Source organism: Mycobacterium intermedium, from assembly GCF_002086275.1.
Taxonomy (GTDB): Bacteria; Actinomycetota; Actinomycetes; order Mycobacteriales; family Mycobacteriaceae; genus Mycobacterium; species Mycobacterium intermedium.
Window position 1 is genome coordinate 1 of record NZ_MVHT01000110.1, and the last position, 19,325, is coordinate 19,325.

At 66.1% G+C, this 19,325-nt stretch carries 19 protein-coding genes; 11 read left to right on the top strand and 8 right to left on the bottom strand.

Translation table 11 applies throughout. The annotated features are described in order from the left end of the window. The first annotated feature begins 219 nt into the window (after positions 1 to 219). Both BST27_RS26495 and BST27_RS26500 read left to right on the top strand, forming a co-directional pair. Positions 220 to 1,968: an ATP-binding protein gene (locus BST27_RS26495; protein WP_232007188.1), complete on the top strand. Its 1,749-nt coding sequence runs from the start codon at positions 220 to 222 to the stop codon at positions 1,966 to 1,968. After that, a complete protein-coding gene (locus tag BST27_RS26500; protein WP_069417931.1) occupies positions 1,965 to 3,326 on the top strand; it encodes a CHAT domain-containing protein in 1,362 nt (453 codons plus the stop codon). The genes BST27_RS26495 and BST27_RS26500 overlap by 4 nt, the downstream gene beginning before the upstream one ends. Before the next feature lie 3 nt (positions 3,327 to 3,329). On the opposite strand, the gene BST27_RS26505 is transcribed toward BST27_RS26500, so the two are convergent. Then, entirely contained in the window at positions 3,330 to 3,779 is a 450-nt protein-coding gene (locus BST27_RS26505; RefSeq protein ID WP_069417930.1) for a hypothetical protein, read from the bottom strand. An 84-nt stretch (positions 3,780 to 3,863) separates the two neighbouring features. Between BST27_RS26505 and BST27_RS26510 the strand changes: the two genes are divergently transcribed. The 7 genes from BST27_RS26510 (at position 3,864) to BST27_RS26540 (ending at position 10,069) form a co-directional block, all read left to right on the top strand. Further along, positions 3,864 to 5,186, top strand: coding sequence for a hypothetical protein (locus tag BST27_RS26510; protein WP_069417929.1), 1,323 nt, complete (start codon positions 3,864 to 3,866; stop codon positions 5,184 to 5,186). Then, positions 5,183 to 6,322: a hypothetical protein gene (locus BST27_RS26515; RefSeq protein WP_069417928.1), complete on the top strand. Its 1,140-nt coding sequence runs from the start codon at positions 5,183 to 5,185 to the stop codon at positions 6,320 to 6,322. Before BST27_RS26510 ends, BST27_RS26515 begins: the two co-directional genes overlap by 4 nt. Before the next feature lie 33 nt (positions 6,323 to 6,355). Next, a complete protein-coding gene (locus tag BST27_RS26520) occupies positions 6,356 to 7,426 on the top strand; it encodes an NAD(P)H-dependent amine dehydrogenase family protein (protein WP_069417927.1) in 1,071 nt (356 codons plus the stop codon). Between the two features lie 86 nt (positions 7,427 to 7,512). Continuing rightward, positions 7,513 to 7,938 (top strand): hypothetical protein, encoded by a 426-nt coding sequence (locus BST27_RS26525; RefSeq protein WP_232007187.1) that lies wholly within the window; start codon positions 7,513 to 7,515, stop codon positions 7,936 to 7,938. Between the two features lie 257 nt (positions 7,939 to 8,195). Further along, positions 8,196 to 8,369: a CsbD family protein gene (locus BST27_RS26530; protein ID WP_069418038.1), complete on the top strand. Its 174-nt coding sequence runs from the start codon at positions 8,196 to 8,198 to the stop codon at positions 8,367 to 8,369. Positions 8,370 to 8,374: 5 nt separating this feature from the next. Continuing rightward, on the top strand, positions 8,375 to 9,067 hold the full coding sequence (locus BST27_RS26535) for a cutinase family protein (protein WP_069417926.1): 693 nt from the start codon (positions 8,375 to 8,377) through the stop codon (positions 9,065 to 9,067). A 15-nt stretch (positions 9,068 to 9,082) separates the two neighbouring features. Further along, the gene (locus BST27_RS26540; protein ID WP_069417925.1) at positions 9,083 to 10,069 is read left to right on the top strand and encodes an SDR family NAD(P)-dependent oxidoreductase; all 987 of its coding nucleotides are present in this window, start codon (positions 9,083 to 9,085) and stop codon (positions 10,067 to 10,069) included. Here the strand turns inward: BST27_RS26540 and BST27_RS26545 are convergent. The 5 genes from BST27_RS26545 to BST27_RS26560 form a co-directional block, all read right to left on the bottom strand. Continuing rightward, entirely contained in the window at positions 10,066 to 10,653 is a 588-nt protein-coding gene (locus BST27_RS26545; protein WP_069417924.1) for a hypothetical protein, read from the bottom strand. The genes BST27_RS26540 and BST27_RS26545 overlap by 4 nt on opposite strands. 13 nt (positions 10,654 to 10,666) lie before the next feature. After that, entirely contained in the window at positions 10,667 to 11,815 is a 1,149-nt protein-coding gene (locus tag BST27_RS26550) for a zinc-dependent alcohol dehydrogenase (RefSeq protein ID WP_069417923.1), read from the bottom strand. A 184-nt stretch (positions 11,816 to 11,999) separates the two neighbouring features. After that, on the bottom strand, positions 12,000 to 12,140 hold the full coding sequence (locus BST27_RS32640) for a hypothetical protein (protein WP_156789251.1): 141 nt from the start codon (positions 12,138 to 12,140) through the stop codon (positions 12,000 to 12,002). A 56-nt stretch (positions 12,141 to 12,196) separates the two neighbouring features. Further along, positions 12,197 to 12,586, bottom strand: coding sequence for a PPOX class F420-dependent oxidoreductase (locus BST27_RS26555; RefSeq protein ID WP_139805386.1), 390 nt, complete (start codon positions 12,584 to 12,586; stop codon positions 12,197 to 12,199). Between the two features lie 63 nt (positions 12,587 to 12,649). Next, positions 12,650 to 13,231: a TetR/AcrR family transcriptional regulator gene (locus BST27_RS26560; RefSeq protein WP_069418037.1), complete on the bottom strand. Its 582-nt coding sequence runs from the start codon at positions 13,229 to 13,231 to the stop codon at positions 12,650 to 12,652. A gap of 98 nt (positions 13,232 to 13,329) precedes the next feature. Between BST27_RS26560 and BST27_RS26565 the strand changes: the two genes are divergently transcribed. Next, complete coding sequence (locus tag BST27_RS26565) at positions 13,330 to 14,271, top strand: NmrA family NAD(P)-binding protein (protein WP_069417921.1); 942 nt, start codon at positions 13,330 to 13,332, stop codon at positions 14,269 to 14,271. Between the two features lie 32 nt (positions 14,272 to 14,303). After that, a complete protein-coding gene (locus BST27_RS26570; protein WP_197518069.1) occupies positions 14,304 to 14,477 on the top strand; it encodes a hypothetical protein in 174 nt (57 codons plus the stop codon). Here the strand turns inward: BST27_RS26570 and BST27_RS26575 are convergent. Both BST27_RS26575 and lipL read right to left on the bottom strand, forming a co-directional pair. After that, complete coding sequence (locus BST27_RS26575) at positions 14,474 to 17,818, bottom strand: helix-turn-helix transcriptional regulator (protein ID WP_079219998.1); 3,345 nt, start codon at positions 17,816 to 17,818, stop codon at positions 14,474 to 14,476. The genes BST27_RS26570 and BST27_RS26575 overlap by 4 nt on opposite strands. Before the next feature lie 207 nt (positions 17,819 to 18,025). Then, on the bottom strand, positions 18,026 to 19,297 hold the full coding sequence (lipL, locus tag BST27_RS26585) for an esterase/beta-lactamase LipL (protein ID WP_069417918.1): 1,272 nt from the start codon (positions 19,295 to 19,297) through the stop codon (positions 18,026 to 18,028). Positions 19,298 to 19,325: the final 28 nt, after the last annotated feature.

A 19,325-nucleotide genomic window follows, 5' to 3' on the forward strand; every position in this document is an offset into this window, starting at 1 on the left:
CCCCGGCGCGCCCCCGGCGGGCTCCCTCGCGCGCGCCGGCGGGGGGGGGGGGGGGCGGGGGCCCCCCCCCCCCCCCCCGGGGCCCCCCCCCCCCCCGGGGGGGGGGGGGGGGGCCCCCCCCCGGGGGGGGGGGGGGGGGGGGGGGGCCCCCCCCCCCCCCCACTTCTCATTGGAGCGGAGGCACCCCGTCGACGCGCCACGCGGACATATGATTCAGCCGTGGCGATCCCCCCGTCGATCCCCGCTGAATTGGAGCGAGCCCGGCAGCTGGCGTTCGCCGCCGACGAGGCCGGGGCACGGGACCTGCTGGTGTCCCTGATACCGCGGATCGAGCAAGCCGACCGCGACGACTTCCTCCTGGAAGTCTTTGCGCAGCTCGGCGAGATCTACCTCGCCCGCGGGGCGAACGACGGTGTGCAAGAGTGCATTCAGCGCATTCTCGACTGCCTCGCCATTTACCGCAGCATACTTGCCGGCACCATGCCGGAGGCGGCCGCTCAGGTACACATTTCCGACGGCGAGATCGCGCATATGGTGTGCCGATATTCGCGCCGCGCGCAGTTTCTGCAGACCGGCCTGGCCGCCGCTCAGGGTGACCACGAGGCCGCCGCGGCTTCGCTGTCCGCGCTGTCTGCGCTGCCTGCACCGTCTGGGCTGCGTGGCCCCGGCGAATCCTTTCCCGACCTCGCCGCCGAACACGAGTACTTGATCATCTACGCTCACATCCTCTGCGCCACCGCGCTTTGCGATGACGACCTGCATGTGCGGTCGATTCCGTTGTGGCAGAGGGTGGTCCGCGCCATCGACGAACCGAGGTGCGCCGACTACCTGCGTGTGGCCGGCGCCACCGCATACGGCAGATTCTGCATAGAGACCGGGCGTCTGACGGACGCCGAGCCGTGGCTACGTCGCGCGGGGGCGCGCGCACAAGCCAACGCGTGGGAATTGGCAGACGCCCGAACGAAATTGGAACGCGCGGCGGCCTGTTGGGCGCTCGGCGACCACGTCGGGACCGAAAACCTGGTTTCGGAGGCCTACCCGGTGATCGCCCGCCATTCCCGCGCACACGATGTGTCTCGCTGCTGGCTTTACCTCGGTCTGGTCCGACTCGGCGCCGGCGCCCTCGAGGCGGCCGACCAGTGCTGGGAACAGGCCGAGAAGCACTGGCGCGAGTTGGGCAAGCCGTTACACCTGCACCGTATTTTGCTGCAGCGCAGCTGGATAGCGATTTTCTGGGGCAGATTCGCGCAAGCCGTCGAGCTGATCGCGCAGGCGCGGGAAATGCTTGATGCGTCGCCGCGCAGCAGCTGGTTGCAGTACGCGCAGCTAGACAATCACCTGGGCACGGTGTGGCGCGCCGACGCGCTGACGGATCTCGGTTTCGACGGTTCGGGCAACCCCGACGAAACCCTGCAGGAAACCGAAGCGCGGCACGCCGAATCGTTGGGAGTCCTGCATGGGGAGGTAGGCACGCCGGAATACTGGCGTGCGATGGCCAAACTCGAACAGGCCGCCGAGCTCAAGATTCCGGCCGCGTTGGCGGTCGACTCGGTGCGCTACTCGATCGCCGACGCAGAAGCGAGATCCCGCTGGGCGGCCAATGTTTCGGCACCGATCCTGGCTGGCGCATTCGCCGTCGCGTGGGAATGGGAGAACACCGAGCTGATCAGCGAGCTAGTTGAATATCACAGTGCCCGTGGGACGTTCGATATCGAACCGGCCCGACAAGAAGTGGGCGAGTGGGCATCGACAGCCACCGCGCCGGTTCTCATCGATCCGGACGAGGCACTGGCCGCCGCCGGCCCGTCAGCGCGCAATGGCGGCTCCCTCACGCGGCTGGGTCCGTTGCCACCGCTGCAGATGCAGCCGGGCAGCGAACCGATTTTGAGTCACTATCGCGCACTTGCACTTCAGCGATACGGTCGCGACGTCACGGCCGCCGAGCCGGCCTGGTCGACTTGGCCGTGAACGACTCGGACCGGCTTACCCTGGTCCTGCGCTACGCCGACGTCGGCATCGCCACCTACGCGAGCCTGCGCGTAGTGGACCAGCCGGCGCGCACGGTCACCTGGGTGGTGGAGGAGCCGATCCTGTTGGCCGCCTTGCAGGAACTGACCGGCACCCTGCCCGAGCCGCATGGTTCTGAGAGCCGCCGCGACGCCATCGAGCGGGCGCTGTCGACGGGCCCGTTCGCAACTCCGGACACCGAGCTGACGGTCGCCTACATCCTCGGTGTGCTGCTGATCGGCCAGGCCGGCTGGCAGTTGCTGGCCGAGTGCACGGCGTCGCCGCGTCCCGTCCTGTTCGTTTCGCCCAGCGCCCGCCTCGCCCGGGTGCCCTGGGGACTGCTGGCAGTGCCGAAATCGGGTCCGAGCAAAGAGGAATTGGTGCGGGCACGCCATGACGCCATCACCGCCAGCGGACGGGCTGCTGCGCAGATTCCTTGGCAGCTCGCCGATATCAAGGAACACACCGACGGCTACCGATTGGTGGAATTGGTCGATGTGCTGATGGCGGTGCCGCAGAACATCGTCCACGCGCCACGCGACCCGGTCGGCTGGGATGCCAGGCGGGACAATTCGCCGGTCCTGGTCCTGGATCCGCGGGTGCCGGGGCAACGACCCGACTCGGCGCTGGGATCGGTGCTGGGCAGGCCCTCGGAGCACACGCCGCTGTCCCGGCACTTCGCCGAGGTGATGCAGCGCCGAGCCGTGCTGCCAAGCGTCACAACAGCGGTCGAGTTGTTCCGCCGTTCCGACGCCGACCGTAGGTGGCTGTCGGAGTTGTTGGCGCAGAGCCCGAGTCGCTTGCTGTACGTCGGACACGCGAGCTCGGCGGATGGTGAAGGGGGCCAAGCCGACCGGGCGTCCCTGCATCTCGCGTGTACAGCGCAAATGCCCGGCGATGCGGACGCCATTGGCGACCACCGACCGCTGACCGCATCGGATTTGATGGCGCTGCGGTTGCCGATGCCGCCGCGGGTGGCGTTACTCGCCTGTGCGTCGGGTGGTGACTACCAATTCGACGAGGCGACCGGCCTGGTCGCGGCGATGATCCTGGGTGGTGCCCAACTGGTGACCGCCACCTTGTGGTCACTGCCCACCTCTGCCGCATATCGGCAGTTCGCCGCCGCCGGTAACGATCTGACCGATCCGATGGCGGACGTCGTCGCCGCGGTAGATCAAGCCCACGAGGCAGAAGAAGCCGGATGTGCTCTAAATCGTTGGCAACGCGAACAACTGCGGAACTGGCGGGACGGGACCGTAACCGCCAGCCCACTGTATTGGGGAGCGCTGGTCACCTTCGCCGTCGATGCCACACGCTGAGCATCACGCAAAGACCAGACTGGATGCCCGGACTGCCAGCACGTCGTCGGGCAGCGAAAGCTCCTCGCGCTCAGTGGGATCGAATGCGACGAGCACGACGAGGCCGGGCCGCAGGGTGGCGACCTGCGGGTCCGATTCATCCTGGACCAAGCGGCCGACGAAGCTGTCACCGTCCACGTCGGACACTTCGATCCAGATGTGACGCTGGCTGGCGACAGTCTCGGCTACTTCCGTTTCCACCTTGCGCACGGTGCCCACGCCAACGGCGACCTCGTCATTGCTGCGCGAAGCGCGCCCAGTCGAGTCAATGAACCGGGCGACCAAAACCACGACGGCCGCACCCAGAATCGCGCTGAGCAGCGCGGTCCACACCTGGTGCGATACGACGTAGAGCATCGTCGCTGCGATCAGGCCAATTTCCGCGCCGATCGCGAGTAGCTTGTTCCTGTTCATGCGACAAGATTCGCGTCCGCACGCGGCTACCGAACCCAACTTTCTGGTTACCTCTAGTTTCAGCGTTGCCCCTATCCTGTGGACATGAGCGCCGATCCGCAGGTAGCGCCTGCCGTCACGGTGGGACAGCCCCGCCGTGCGGTTATCGACCGAGCGTGGCGCGCAATCGGTCCCGGCGTGGAGGTGCTCAGCAGCGACGACGGCGGGCCGTTGAGCAGGACCGTCAAACGCATCATCGATCCACTCGTGTTGCGACTGCGCTCGAATCCCCAGTATTCGGCTCCGATGGTCAGCGCCGAAACCGCGGCGGCGATGCACGACCTGATCGTCGAGAACGGCCCCCAACTGCGTTTCGCGGCAGCATGGTTCGGAGTTCTGAAGTTAGAGCGCCGCAGACAACGGATTCGCAGTGGAAACGCCCAGGAACTTTATTTTCCGGTCTGTTTCGAGCTGGCCGTGACCAAAGGCGCGCCGACACCGCAGGATCGCGAGTCGGCGGCCGAGACACTGCACGCGATCCACCAGGGCCGGGACCGGACCGCGATCGAGGTGCTCAACGAATACGTCGCGAACCGCGAGGTCGTGGCCTCGTTGGCCGCCCAACTCGAGCGCAGTTGGCGTGACGTTCGGGCCGACGGCGACACCACCGTCGAAGTGTTTCTGGCCGAGCTGGGCACGGTACTCGGGCAGGCCTCCGGGCACAACGCCGCCGCAGCGCGACAGCGTGTCTGGCGGGCCATGATCGATGACCCGACCCCCTACAACCTGGGCGCTCGCACGCGCGTCGAGGGCGCCGAGTTGCCTTGGTCGATTGTCGAGTTGGGCTTGAGTTCCGTTGCGCCACAACGGCCGCCAGCGATCAGCGGTGGCTCCGACAGCGATCGTCCGTTGGATCGCAGCGTGGTCGACCGGGTGCGCTCCACCTTGCGCCGCGCCCTGGATCGCGACGCGCTGCCCGACATTCCGATGTTGTGCGCCGAAGAGGTCGACCGGGCCAGCGCACCCTGGGGCCTGCTCAGCGAAGACAAGCAGGCCACGATGGTCGCCGGCATCGAAGTCGCGGGTGAGCTCGCACCCCTGGACCGCACCGTCACCAGCCGTTACGCCCTCGCCGCCCAGATCCAGGCCCGGTTACGCAAGGAGGCCTACGTCCTGCACGCACGTCGATATCTCGCCGCCGGCGGGCCGATCCACCCGCGGCAGCGCCAGGTGGTCGACGACCTGGCCTCCTACGCGCAGCCGTACCTCAGCCGGCTGTGGGCACGACTGCACGGACGTGACGTGTGGCAGGAGCCGTGTGACGACGTCGACGATGTGCGGTCGCTGCTCGAAGGCGTTGCCCGGTCGGTGAGCCTTGACCACCGGCAACGGATCAAGTCGATGCTGGAATTGCAGGTGGCGGGATGAGATTGGTCACCGAATCGGGGCTGTGGAGCACAAGCAGCGGTCCGCAGCTGTTCGAGGCTTCGCCGCTGGTGGCGGTGCTCGAAGTCAGCGGGGCCGTGCTGCACTTCCGCATCGATGAGCCAAGCGAGTCGGTTCAATTCGCATTCACCGATCTGTCCCGCGCCGACTGGTTGTGGCGGGTGCTCGGCGAAGCCGGGCACGCCGCACTGGTGACGGCGGCAAGCGAAGCCAACGATGACAGCATCGACGTCGCCGGCGTCGACATCGTCCCGGGATCCCTCGGACCCCTGCGGCGGCTGGCCATCGGTCACTGGTTGCGCCGCTGGTGGCCGGCCAGTCTGCGGGACGGCATCGCCGGCCTGGATCGCGCCCTGCTCGATGCCGAGGTCGCGTTGCTGACCGCCGACGCCCAGGGCTTCTTCACCGACGACACCCTGGATTCCGACGTCGGCGAGCTGCTCGCGCCGCACGCCGACGCCTTGCTCATGCACCTCCACACCGGCGATCCCCGCATCGGAGAATTGGTGCGAGCCGCGGCCGAGTTGGCCGACGAGCTGGGCGTCGACAACGGCGCATGGCCGGAACTTGGATTGTTTTTCGAGGATTCGAACGCAGCCAGGCATCTCGCGGCCTCGACCGGACACCGCGATGACTATGCGCTGGCGGCCGGATCTGACGCCGGCCGACGGGGTGCGGCGTCGATCTCACGCGGCGTCGCGTCCGTGCACTGGGCCGCGGTGCCGCCCGGGATTTTCGACGCCGCCGAGGACACCGTCGATTGGAGCGTCGAGACGGCCGGCCCGGCAGTCGTCGCCGTCGTCCACGCGGAGGTCATCGGCCCCGAGCCCGCCACCGGAATCCCGGTGCGCGTGCGGTCGGGAACTGTCAGCGCTGACGGCTCCCTGTCCCCCGACGGCCGTGCCAGACTGCCGATGGTCGATGCCGAGCAGCAGCCGATGACGGAATCGGCTGCCTGGAATCATGATTGGCCGAGCACGTCGGTGGTCATCGGGGCCGATGTCGAGGAATCGCGCGAAACGCGGGACCGCGTCCGGAACTGGGTGCGCGCACGATTGGACCATCCGCCGCAGGACGCGTTTCTCGCCGAGATCCTCGCCGCCGAGTCCGCCTACTAGAGTTGCCCGGGGCGCCTTCCCTATGCTGAGCGAGTGCCAAACACCTATCGAGTCGTGCAATGGACCACGGGAAATGTCGGCAAAAGCGCACTGCAGGCCATCGCCGCCAACCCCTCGCTCGAGTTGGTGGGTTGCTATGCCTGGTCACCGGAAAAGGCCGGCCGTGACGCCGGCGAACTCTGCGGCCTGGCCCCGTTGGGCGTGGCCGCCACCAACGACGTCGACGCACTGCTGGCCCTGAAACCGGACTGCGTGGTCTACAACCCGATGTGGATCAACGTCGACGAGCTGGTCCGCATCTTGTCGGCGGGGGTGAACGTGGTGACGACCGCCGCCTTCATCACCGGGCACAACCTGGGCGAGGGCCGCGACCGCATCCTGGAAGCCTGCCGAGAGGGCAACTCGACGATCTTTGGATCCGGTATCAGCCCCGGCTTTGCGGAGCTGTTGGCCATCGTGTCGGCGATGGTGTGCAACCGGATCGACAAGGTCACCGTGAACGAAGCCGCGGACACCACCTTTTACGACTCGCCGGAAACCGAGAAGCCTGTCGGCTTCGGTCAGCCCATCGACCATCCCGAGCTGCAGGCGATGGCCGCCAAGGGGACTGCCGTCTTCGGCGAGGCGGTTCGGTTGGTCGCCGACGCCCTCGGCGTCGAACTCGACGAGGTACGCTGCGTCGCCGAATTCGCGCAGACCACAGCGGACCTGGTGATGGAGTCCTGGACCATCCCGGCGGGATGCGTCGCCGGCGTCTACATCAGCTGGCAGGGAATCGTTGGCGGCAACGCCGTGATCGACCTCAACGTCAGGTGGCGCAAGGGGCAGACACTCGAGCCGGACTGGAAAATCGACCAAGACGGCTGGGTCATCCAGATCGACGGCCAGCCGTCGGTCACAACCAAGGTCGGCTTCCTTCCGCCGCCGTACTTCCAGGCCCAGTCGATCGCCGACTTCATGGTGCTGGGCCACATCATGACGGCTATGCCCACGATCAATGCGATCCCGGCCGTCGTCGCTGCCGCGCCCGGCATCGTGACGTACAACGACCTGCCACTGACCCTCCCCCGAGGCGTACTGCATACCGCTCCGAAAACCACCTAACGTACTGGCACCGTTCCAACAGTGGAATGAAAATCCGTTGGCGCGCCTCATTTGACGGGTTTCGAGACGATAATTAGTGTCGAATTGTGCCGAGGCTGAATCGTGCCGGGAAAGATCTCGGCCGCGTACTTGAGTGGCTGTTGAACCGCGACGTTCCAGACAGCGAAATCGGTTCCGCGCTGAATCTGGCCAAGGCGACCTACTCCCGTCGCAAAGACGCCGATGACTTCCCCAACTACGCCGAACTCCTCGCGATTGGCGAGCACTTCGGCTTGTCCGCCCGCGTGCTGCAGATCGCGTTCGGCTGGCGCGGCGAAGATGAACTGATCCTGCTCGACGTCGAAGAGATGCGCCAATACATGGACCAGGCCGGCACCGCCGTGCTGGGCAACGAGGGCGTTCGCCGTTACATAGAGGCCCGCGGGGAGCCCGACAACCCATTGGCCGACGCCGTCCTGCGCCTGGCGAATTTGGAGCGCACATCGAAACGGGACGGCAGCGGTTCTTCTTGAGATCTCTCGCAGCGTTGGCCCGAACCGCCGGCGCTGCGACCCCCTCCACCGCAGCGCCGGGGCGCGGCTACGTGCCGACTGGGCGCTCAGCAGGACCTAGCATAGCGTAGATGTTTCTAAAATGAAACAGAGAAGCGCAAATCGGGTGTAAATCTCGCTATCGGAGTTATCGGTCCGTCGTAGGGTCCGCGCACAGACCAGCGGCGTTGTACATCCACCGCGGTTACATGGGTCCGCGACCGGGTAACCAGCCGCTCATGAGTGCCCAAGACAAGCTGAAGAACAAGATCGACGATGTTGGCGGCAAAGCGAAGGAGGCCCTCGGCAAGGCCACCAACGACCCGCACGTCGAGAACGAGGGCCGCGGCGACCAGGCCAAGGCCAGCCTCAAAGACGCGGGCGAAAAGGTAAAGGACGCGTTCAGGAAGTAGCGGTCATGGCTTGGCGACGACTGGTGAAGACGGTTGCGGCCGCGAGCGCCGCGGCCGGTGTGTGCGCGCTGGTGGGCGCCTCGGCCCCGACGGCGGCCGCGGCCCCTTGCCCGGACGTCGAGGTCGTGTTCGCCCGCGGCAGCGGAGAGCCCCCCGGCGTCGGCGGCATCGGTGGGGCTTTCGTCGATGCTGTGCGGTCGCGAATCGGCGACAGGTCGCTGGCCGTGTATGCGGTCAACTATCCGGCCAGCACCGACTTCGGCAGCAGCGACTTCCCCTTGACGGTGATCGACGGAATCCGTGATGCCGGCGGGCACATCCAGGCCATGGCAACCAACTGCCCCACTACCCGGGAAGTGCTCGGCGGTTACTCGCAGGGCGCGGCCGTTGCGGGTTACGTCACCTCGGCCGCCGTGCCAGCCGGCGTGCCCGCGTCCGCGGTGCCCGCGCCGCTAGCGCCGGAAATCGCAGATCACGTTGCCGCGGTCACGCTGTTCGGCGCGCCATCCGATCAGTTCCTGGCCTCCTACGGCGCTCCGCCTCTCGCGATCGGCCCGCCCTACCAGGCGAAGACGATCAGCTTGTGCGCCAACGGTGACGGCATCTGCGGCGCCGGGGCCAGTCCCGTATCGCACGCCCTGTACGCAGTCAACGGCATGACGAACCAGGCCGCTGATTTCGCCACCGGCCGGCTGTAATACAGAATCGAAGGCATGCGCGTTCTGGTGACCGGCGGGACGGGATTCGTAGGAGGCTGGACCGCTAAGGCCATTGCCGACGCGGGCCACTCGGTGCGATTCCTGGTGCGTACACCGGCGAAGCTGGAAACGTCCGTCGGCAGGCTGGGCGTAGACGTTTCGGACTACGTCCAGGGAGACATCAAGGACCGGGACACCGTACGCGAAGCGCTCACCGGCTGCGACGCGGTGGTACACAGCGCCGCCCTGGTCGCGACCGATCCCCGCCAAACCCCGGAGATGCTGAGCACCAACATGCAGGGGGCGGGCAATGTCCTCGGGCAAGCGGTGCAGCTCGGGCTGGATCCGATCATCCATGTGTCGAGTTTTACGGCGCTTTTCCATCCCGGGCTGAAGACGCTGACCGCCGACCTGCCGGTGGTCGGCGGGACGGACGGTTACGGAACCTCGAAGGCACAGGTCGAGATCTACGCCCGCGGCCTGCAGGATGCCGGGGCGCCGGTGAACATCACCTACCCGGGCATGGTGCTGGGACCGCCCGTCGGCGACCAATTCGGTGAGGCGGGCGAGGGTGTCAAGGCCGCCCTGCAGATGCACGTGATCCCCGGTCGGGGCGCGGCGTGGTTGGTCATCGACGCGCGTGACGTCGCCGCCGTACACGTGGCACTGCTGGAATCCGGACGCGGTCCGCGTCGCTACATGGTCGGCGGGCATCGGGTTCCGGTGACCGAACTCGCGAAGATGCTCGGCGACGCCGCCCACACCCCCATGGCCGCGGTGCCGGTGCCCGACACGGCGCTGCGGGCGGCTGGGACGTTACTGGACTACGTCGGTCCGTATCTGCCGTTCGAGAATCCGTTCACCGGGGCGGGCATGCAGTACTACACACAGATGCCCGAGTCGGACGATTCGCCGAGCGAGCGGGAACTCGGGATCACCTATCGCGATGCGCGCACCACGATCGCCGAAACGGTGGCCGCGATTCGCGCGGCCGGCGGCTAGGCGCTCGCGTCGCTCTCCGGCCGGCGTAATAGGGCCCGGCCAGCCAATGCTGCGACCACTGCGGGGATAATCCACGGCGCGCCAACGATAATGGGATCCATCCACGCATGTGACAGGTCGGCGCGGTTGGTTGCGGCGCGCGAAGAGTAGCCGTGATGGGTGAATTCGCTTCTGATTCCGGTTTCGGTCAGCGGGTTGTCCGGACGTGCGGTGAGAAACGAAGCCAGGTGGCTTTCCAGCGCGTCGACCCGGTCAGCGGCTATGAGTAGCAGCCAGTGCGCCGCTCGCGCCTCGCTGTACTTCCGATAGGCGAACTTGCGCACGGCACCCGAAATCCCTTTGGGCGGGCAGGATGTCCCGAGCACCGGGGTGAGGAATTGATGCTCGATGGACCGCTCCCGGGGCCAGTGCGAGGGCTGGCGTTCCGGAAACTCCCAATGGGCACCGTTGGCGGGCGGCTCGTTGTCCTGAAGTTTCGGAAAGGACGGCCGGTCCTTGGGGTCGAGGTCGGCGCCCCAGCCCGGTATCCGAGCACGCAATCCGGCACAGTCGCGGGTCAACGGCAGATTCGGTGTGTAAGCCATGGTGTTCCTACTCTCAGCTGGCGGCGGGCAGGATGACCGGTTTGATGCAGTTATCCAGCTTGGCGGAGAAGATGTGATACGCCTCGCCGATGTGTTCCAACGGAATACGGTGGGTGACAATGTCTTTGGGACTCAGGTAACCCTCTTTGAGGTGGGAGAAGAGACGCGGCCACTGGCGCTTCACCGGGCACTGGTTCATCCGCAGCGTGAGTCCCTTGTTGAGGGCGTCGCCGAACTTCACCGCGCTGAACAACGGCCCATAGGCGCCGACGATGGAAACCGTTCCGCCCTTGCGCACCGAATCGATGGCCCAATTGACAGCCACCGGTGAGCCGCCCTGCAGCTTGAACTTGGCCGCGGTGACATGCTGGATGAAGTTGCCGTCGGCCTCGGCACCGACCGCGTCTATCGCGACATCCGCACCGAGGTAATCGGTTTCCTTCTTCATCCGCACGACGATGTCGTCACACTCGGCGAAGTTGATGGTCTCGGCGAAGGCGAAATCGCGCGCCTTCTCCAACCGGTACTCCAAGTGGTCGATCACGATCACCCGACCGGCACCCATCAGCCAGGCGGATCGCGCGGCGAACAGTCCGACGGGTCCGGCGCCGAAGACCACGACGGTGTCGCCTTCAGCGATGTCGCCCAGCTGCGCACCGAAATAGCCGGTGGCCAAGGCGTCGGTACAGAGCAGCGCGTCCTCCTCATCCATCCAGTCCGGAATCTTGGCGGGACCGACATCGGCGAACGGCACACGCACGAACTCGGCCTGGCCCCCGTCGTAACCGCCGCACGTGTGCGAATAGCCGTAAATGCCGCCGACCGCGGTGGCATTCGGGTTGACGTTGTGGCAGTTGGAGTACAGGCCGCGCACGCAGAAATAACAGGATCCGCAAAAGATGTTGAACGGCACCATTACTCGGTCGCCGGGAGACAGATTCCGCACCGACGGACCAACCTGCTCGACCACGCCGATGAACTCGTGGCCAAACGTCATCCCCACCCGGGTGTCCGGCATCATGCCGTGGTACAGATGCAGATCCGACCCGCAGATCGCCGCCATCGTCACCCGCACTATCGCGTCGTTGGGATGTTCGATCGGCGGCATTTCCTTCTGCTCGACCCGCACCTTGTACGGTCCGCGGTAAACCATTGCGCGCACTTTGCCTCCTACTGGGCTCCCGAAAAACTCCGAAAGACCCCTGAAAGACCCCTTGAGAGAGCCGTATTGGACGGTCCGACCGACCCACACAGGCAGTTCGGCTGACGCGCCTGGCACGACCTGCGACCCAGACCTGTCCTAGCGTTACCCCGATTCGGAGACGCCAAACGACAGCGCAGAGGTATTACGGCGCTTCGTCGGGAGGCGGGGCGGGTTGTTCACCCGATGGCGAGTTCTTCAGATACCTCCGCAGCCGAAGAAGCTCGTTGGTAACGATGCCGAGGCCGAGTAGCACCAGCACCGTCACCACAATCACAGTGGTCACCAGTCCATGGTGACAGCGTCCATGGTGGCAGCGCGAGCGAGTGCGCGGGGCCGCAGCTAGGCTGCGGGCACAATCTCGAGGCCAACGTGCACCTTGTCGATGCCGCCCCGCACGATCGAGTGCGCGTAAAACCACCAGGCGTGGTACCAGTACCGCTTGAGCACCGCGTTGTAGACGCGGCGGGTTTCCGACTTGGGCAGCACCCGGGCGACCCCCTCGACCGCGTCGCTCTTGGGTTTGCCCAGGGCCGCACTCTTGGCGAGGGTCACCCGCGGGGTATTGCGAATCCGCTTGACCTTCCACGACCCGTCGTCGGTAATGACCAGCAAGCGGCCGTTGCCGTCCGGGACGCCCCAGATCGGTGTCGGCTTCGGCCGGCCGTCCTTGGTGAATGTTGTCAGCAGCAGGTACTTGGACTTGATGACGTCCTGGAAAGTTGCGGGCACGCTGTTCACAATTCCCATAATCGCTGCCGGATAACCGTGGTGTTCCCCACGAAACGAAATCGGCTAGTCCGCCGCGAGCGCGGCGTCAATCAACGCGGCGGCCGCAGATCGCGCATGCACGAACGGCGCGCCGTCGTTCAACGACGTCGCCAGGGCGGTCGCGCCCTCGAACAACACGCCCAACTGCTGGCCCAGCAGGTACGGATCGGCGGCCCCGGCCTCTTGCGCGACGGCGACGAGACGGCTGACGAACTCCTGCTTGTGGGAGCGCACTATGGCGTCAACGTCGGACAGCGAGCCGGCGGATTCGACCGCCGCATTGTGAAAGGGGCAACCCCGGACCACGCTGGCGCGCGGCGCTTCGAAGATCGCGAGTAAACGCTCCCGGGGAGAAAGCGCGGTGTCGTCCAAGCGCCTCTCGGCTGGCGTGCCACCGGCGGCCTCGAACGCGCGCAGGTAACTCGCCACCAGATCGTTCTTGCTCGGGAAGTGTTGGTAAAGCGTGCGTTTGGAGACGTCGGCTTGTTGTGCGACGAGTTCGACGCCGGTCGCGTGGATCCCGTTGCGGTAGAAGAGTTGACCCGCGGCATGCTCGATACGCTCCCGCGCCCCGCGTCCGCCGGGTCGACGCGCCACCTCGTTCATTCCGCCATAGTACACCGTACGGTTTACATAACCCAGATTCGGCGCTATGGTGATCGACCATTAGTACACCGTTCGGTTTACAAAAAGAGGAGACAGGCATGGGCACACCCCACTCATCAACCGCACCGATCCTGGTGATCGGCGCTACCGGCCGGCACGGCGGCACCGGCGCGACGGTGGTGGATCGACTGTTGAGCGCGGGGCACCCAGTCCGTGCCTTGGTCCGGGCCGAGGACGGCCGCGCGGAATCGTTGCGGCATCGGGGGGCCACGACGGTGGTTGCCGATCTGCATGACCGTGCATCACTGGTGCCGGCGATCGACGGGGTGGCCGCGGTGTACTTCACCTATCCCATTGCCGCGGGCGTGATTCCGGCCGCGGCCAACCTGGCGTCCGCCTTGGTCGCACAAGCTCCGACCGCCCACCTTGTGGTGATGTCGATGGTGGTTTCATCGCCCGACAGTCCGAGCAAGCTGGGCCAGGCGCAGGCCGTCGCCGAGGAGGTGTTCGTCTGGGCCGGGCTGAACCCCACCGTGCTGCGGTTCGCCGCGCTCTTCCATGAGAACGTTCTACTGTTGCACGAGAACACAATTCGAGACGACGGGCTGATCGCCAACAGCTTTGGCGATGCCCCGGCCCCGTGGATCAACGGTGACGATGCGGCCAAGGTCGCCGCGACCCACCTGTTGAAGCCGAGACCGGCCGCACCGCAGATCAGCTACATACCGCCGGCCGAGACGATCACCCACGCCGACGTCGCCGGCATCATCTCGGCAGCGACCGGACGCCGAGTGCGCTACGAACACATCCCCGCGGCAACCTGGCGCCGTGAACTAGAACTCGCCGCGGACGCCGAACCCACATCGCCCATCAATCATGCTATGGCTCAACATATCTCAACCGTGGGTGCACTGGTGGCGACGCGAGCCAGGGCTCTTGTCGGGCCCGACCCGGCCGCGCTGACCAAGGTGCTCGATCAGGCACCGACGACGTTCGCAGACTTCGTCCACCAGAACCTGTCCCGATTTGCCGACAACTAAGCCAACAAACCCAACCAAAGGGTGGGGATGGAATGATCACCCCGGAGCAGGTCGCCGCCGGGGTCGTCGACGCCGCCGAGAAACCTCAACTCCCGCTGCGAATTCCGATCGGCGACACGGCGCGGGCAGTGTTGGCCGCCCGTCACGCCTCACCAGAAGACGTTCCATTCATCCTGGCGAACGCTAGGGCGGGACCTCGCCACTAGTCGGCGTGGCGGGCCGCTTCCTGCGCGAGTTGCACGCGTGAGTTCAGGCCCAGCTTGCTGTAGACGTGGGTGAGGTGGGACTGGACCGTGCGCGGTGAGACGAACAGCCGGGTAGCAATGTCGTTGTTGCCCAAGCCTTCGGTGACCAGTCGCACCACATCGAGCTCGGTTCGGGTGAGCGAGCCCCACCCGCTGCTCGGGCGTTTGCGTTCGCCACGGCCGCGTTGCGCGTAGGCGACCGCCTCCTGGGGCGACAGCGCGGCGCCTTCGGCCCAAGCGGATTCAAAGTCCTGCTCGCTCATGACATTCCGCAGGCCAGCGATGGAGGCCTCGCAGCAGGCGTCCCAAACCTTGATCCGCATTATGCCCATCTTTCCCCGAATGCCGGCGGCCGCCCCAAAGAGCCGCACCGCTTCTGGATAGCTGCCCGAGTCTGCCGCCAAGGTGGCGAGGCACTCGAGAGCGTCGCCACCGGTCATGGAAAAGAACTCATTCGGCATGCACGCCAGCGCATCATGGGCGTCGCGCAGCGCCTGCTCGGGCTCAGACTGCGCGATCGCGACGTGTGCCCTAACCGTCAGCGCATACGTCTGGACCGCCCAGCCCAGTGATGTTGCCACCGCGGCATCAGCCCAGCGCCGGGCCTCGATCAGCTCGCCGCTCGCCCAGAGCGACAGTGCCCGCGCAGGACGAACATGCACGGCCAGGCCCGGCACCGAATTGCCGTAGTCCCATGACTTGGTGGCAGCGTCGAGCGCCAGTCCGGCATCTCCCGCCGCGAGCCCCACGTTAGCTAACGATAAGAAGCCGACACCTGTGAAGATTCCACCGATTTCAGCCAGAGATCCGATGCTTTCCTCGGCGGCGGCCCGCGCCGCGTCGACGTCTCCCGTCCATGACAATGCCGTCGCGCAATGGGCAAGGGCGGTCGCTTCCAGAATCTTGAGGGCGTCGCCAACTGACCGCGCCTCGGCCACCACCTCACGCAACTGGGAAACGGCTCCGGCCGCGTCGCCCCGGTAAATCTGTACCAAGCCGAGGCACATACGACACTGACGCGAGTTGAACCGGTCACCGATCGCGTCGGCGAGATCGCGTCCTTCCTCGGCGGCCGCCTGCGCGCCCAACGGGTCGCCGGTGGCAATCAAAGCACTGGTGCTCCAGGAAAGAATCTGGCTGAGTCGCCATTTGTCGTCTAACTTCCGAGCCAGTTCGTTTGCTTCAGCGAAGTACTCGCCCGCCAATTCGGCGTTGTAGGCGGCGGTAAAACCGCAGGCCGTCAGCACCCTGGTCAGCACGGCGTCGTCGTCCGCCGCGCGCGCGAGCGTCAGGGCTTGTTGTGCCTGATCCAGGCAGTCCACGCTGCCGAATCCTGACTCGAGGAAAGCTTTGTCTGCCAACGCCCGAGCGCGGACCACGATCGGCAGACCGGCGTCTTCGGCGATATCCTGGGTCAGGACGGTGTCGAGCATGGCCAATCCTTCTCGGATCCGGCCGTGTCCGATCCAAAGCGGCTGCAACGACGACACCAGCGTCAAAGCCTGAGCAGTGTCGCCGTTTTCACGACTCCAGGCGAATGCGGCGCGCATATTGTCGAAATTCAGTTCGATCTGCTCGCTCTGCTGCTCGTAGTCGGTGCCCGCTGGCGCGTCAAATGCGATCGCCAAGGACGTGAAGTGATCACGGTGGCGCGACCTGGCCTTGTCTCCCTCGCCGGACTCCGCCAGCTTTTCCTGTGCGTACTGCCGGACTGTCTCCAGCAGGCGGTATCGGGTTCTGTCCCGGCTGTCGTCAGCAAGGACAAGCGACTTGTCAACCAACAGTGAGAGCAGATCGAGGACCTGGTAGTGCTCTACATCATCAAAGCCGGCGACGGCTTGGGCGGCGACCAGGTCGAAGCCACCCAGAAATACAGCCAACCGCCGGAACAGAATCCGTTCGGAGGAGGTCAGTAACGCATGCGACCAGTCCACCGAGCCGCGTAACGTCTGCTGACGACGCACCGCGGTACGGGCACCACCGGTCAGCAGACGGAAGCGGTCGTGCAGGGTGTCGACGATCTCGGTCAACGACAGGGCGCGTACCCGTGCGGCAGCAAGTTCGATCGCCAGCGGCAGTCCGTCGAGGCGTCGGCAGATCTCGGTGACCGAGGCGACGTTCCCGTCGTTGACCGCGAATTCGGGCCGGGCGCGACGGGCCCGGTCGGTGAACAATTCGATGGCTTCGTCGGCCAGCGGCAGCGACGGCACCCGCCAACCCACCTCTCCTGCGACGTCAATCGGTTCACGGCTCGTCGCCAACAAGGTCAAACCGGGAGCAGCGCCCAACAAACCGATGATCAATTCCGCACTCGCATCTAGCAGGTGCTCGCAGTTGTCCAGCACCACCAGCATCTGGCGGCCCGCAACAAAGCGGATGAGCGCGTCCATCGTGGAACGGCCCGGTTGGTCGCTGAGCCCGAACGCGCGCGCCACTGCGATCGGAACGACGTCCGGATCCGTCAGCGGCGCCAGATCGACGTAGCAGACACCGTCGGCGAATTCGCCGGCCAGTCGGTTCGCGATCTCCACCGCGAGCCGCGTCTTGCCCACTCCCCCCGCTCCGGTCAGCGTCACCAACCGGTTGTCGGCCAACAGTTCCCGCGCTCGACCCAGTTCCGCCGCCCGCCCCACGAAGCTGGTCAGCTGTGGCGGAAGGTTATGCAGGGCAACGGTTTTACCGCCTTTGGATGCGCGCAGCGGCGGAAACTCGTTCACCAGGTCGGGATGACACAGCTGCAGTACCCGCTCGGGACGGGGCAAGTCACGCAGCGTGTGGCTGCCGAGATCGGCCAGCCATGCACCGGCGGGAAGCCGCTCGGCGACCAATTCCTCTGCGGCGCCTGATAATACGGTCTGGCCGCCATGCGCCAGATCGCGCAGCCGCGCGGTCCGGTTGATCGTCGGGCCGGCGTAATTGCCCTCGTCGCGCAGCTGAATCTCGCCGACGTGGATGCCAATGCGCAGCCGAATGGGCGCCAGCGGAGCGCGCTGCAACTCCAGTGCCGCGGCGACCGCATCGGAGGCTCGGGCGAAGGCCGCCACGAAGCTGTCGCCCTCGCCCTGCTCGACGGGCCGCACGCCATTATGTGCGGCGACGATGTCGTTGACCGCCTGGTTCAGCCGAGCGAGTGCAGTGGTCATCTCCTCCGGTTGTGTTTCCCACAGCCGCGTCGACCCTTCTACGTCGGCCAGCAATAACGACACAATGCCCGTCGGCAACAGCCCGCTCACGCCAACTTCGCTCCAGCTCGCCGGCGGCATTTCCATGCGTGGATCGATCTCGCTCATGCTAGCCAGCATGCGGCGTTCGCTGGCCCGAAACATCGGCGTAAACGCGGAGATTTCGGCGCGGGCGGCGGAGATTCTCGGCTGCGCCGGCTATGGCATTGATCCGGCCCACGCCAGATGTCCCTGGAAAACCACCGTCAAGCCAATCCCTGAGCTCGAAACTTGTTTGGCTCTCCGGATAGGACGGCAGACCGCCGAAGTGTTTGACTCGTGCTTGTTCTAACGTCCCGCGCTTGCCGTTTGATCTGCCGGGTAGGGCGCACCGAACTCGGGCACGGGGCGGAAGCCGTGCTCGTGGGCGGCTCCGACCGCGCGTCGCAACGGCAGAATCAGTGGCACAAAAAGGATTTGGTCCACCAGGATCGGCGTGATGAGCCGATTGTGCACAAACGCAAAGGAACTCTTGGTCACCGGGTCGGCCCAGCCGATGGTGCCGCCGAGACCGGCGTGGCCGAATCCCCGCAGCAGGCCGGGAACCGGTGATCCGTGGTAGCCGAGATGGAACGACATCGGGACGATGAGGTTCAGGTCCGGGCGCAGGCTGGTCTTGCCCAGCAGGTCGCGCGCCAGGTGCGCGGACACCAACTGGGTGTCGCCGACCCGGCCCTCGCTGGCCAAGGCCCCGTACATCTTGGCCACCGCGCGCGCCGTCACCACCGCGTTGACCGACGGGATCTCACTGTCCAGGAAGGGCGTGTCGCCCTGGATCAGCGAGGTGATGCCCGGCACGTACATCGCTCCCAATCCCCCGGCCACCGGCAGCTCGGCAAGCCGGGGTGCCAGGTGGTCGAGCAGCGGATTGGCACGCGTGCTCTGCGGAAACATGATTTGCGCGGCTTTGGTGGGCGCGTCAACCGGCGGACGTCCGAGATGCAGGCCGTCGGTGTTGAGCGGCTGCGCGAGTTCGGTGCGGAAAAGCTCCCGCATGCCTTTACCGGTGATCGCGCGGGCCAGACCGGATACCAACCAGCCGTAGGTGAAGGCGTGATAGGCGGCGCGCCCGAAATGGCGGTCGGCCGGCGCGGCGGCCATCCGCTCCTCCATCAAGCGGTGGTCGAGCAGCTCTTCCTTGGTGACGCCCTTCATGTGGGACAAGCCGGCGCGGTGCCGCAGCATGTCGCGCACGGTGATGTCGGCCTTGCCGTTGGCCCCGAACTCCGGCCAGTAGTGCGCGACCGGCGCGTCGTAGGACAGCTCGCCGCGATCGACAAGACGGTGTAGGACCGTCGCCGCCACCCCTTTGCTGCAGGAGAAGACCATGGCGCCGGTGTCCTCGGCCCACGGCACCTCGCCGTGGCGGTCGGCCCAGCCGGTCCAGACGTCGACGGCCGGTTCACCGTCGACGTACACGGATAGAGCGCCGCCGCCGAAGCGGGGGCTGGGAAACAGGCTGGCAAACGTTCGCACCAGGCACTCGAACTTGGGATCGGCAGCGCCGTGCACCCCCGAGGGCAGCCCGCTGCCGGTTTCCAAAACGGCAACTTCCGTCATCACAGCCCCCCATGGCCAATCGCCAGTA

Coding starts and splice junctions, on each gene's coding strand:
- BST27_RS26505 (WP_069417930.1), bottom strand. CDS start 3,779: ATGAACAGGAACAAGCTACTCGCGATCGGCGCGGAAATTGGCCTGATC.
- BST27_RS26510 (WP_069417929.1), top strand. CDS start 3,864: ATGAGCGCCGATCCGCAGGTAGCGCCTGCCGTCACGGTGGGACAGCCC.
- BST27_RS26515 (WP_069417928.1), top strand. CDS start 5,183: ATGAGATTGGTCACCGAATCGGGGCTGTGGAGCACAAGCAGCGGTCCG.
- BST27_RS26530 (WP_069418038.1), top strand. CDS start 8,196: ATGAGTGCCCAAGACAAGCTGAAGAACAAGATCGACGATGTTGGCGGC.
- BST27_RS26535 (WP_069417926.1), top strand. CDS start 8,375: ATGGCTTGGCGACGACTGGTGAAGACGGTTGCGGCCGCGAGCGCCGCG.
- BST27_RS26540 (WP_069417925.1), top strand. CDS start 9,083: ATGCGCGTTCTGGTGACCGGCGGGACGGGATTCGTAGGAGGCTGGACC.
- BST27_RS26545 (WP_069417924.1), bottom strand. CDS start 10,653: ATGGCTTACACACCGAATCTGCCGTTGACCCGCGACTGTGCCGGATTG.
- BST27_RS26560 (WP_069418037.1), bottom strand. CDS start 13,231: ATGAACGAGGTGGCGCGTCGACCCGGCGGACGCGGGGCGCGGGAGCGT.
- BST27_RS26565 (WP_069417921.1), top strand. CDS start 13,330: ATGGGCACACCCCACTCATCAACCGCACCGATCCTGGTGATCGGCGCT.
- BST27_RS26570 (WP_197518069.1), top strand. CDS start 14,304: ATGATCACCCCGGAGCAGGTCGCCGCCGGGGTCGTCGACGCCGCCGAG.
- BST27_RS26575 (WP_079219998.1), bottom strand. CDS start 17,818: ATGCTGGCTAGCATGAGCGAGATCGATCCACGCATGGAAATGCCGCCG.
- lipL (WP_069417918.1), bottom strand. CDS start 19,297: ATGACGGAAGTTGCCGTTTTGGAAACCGGCAGCGGGCTGCCCTCGGGG.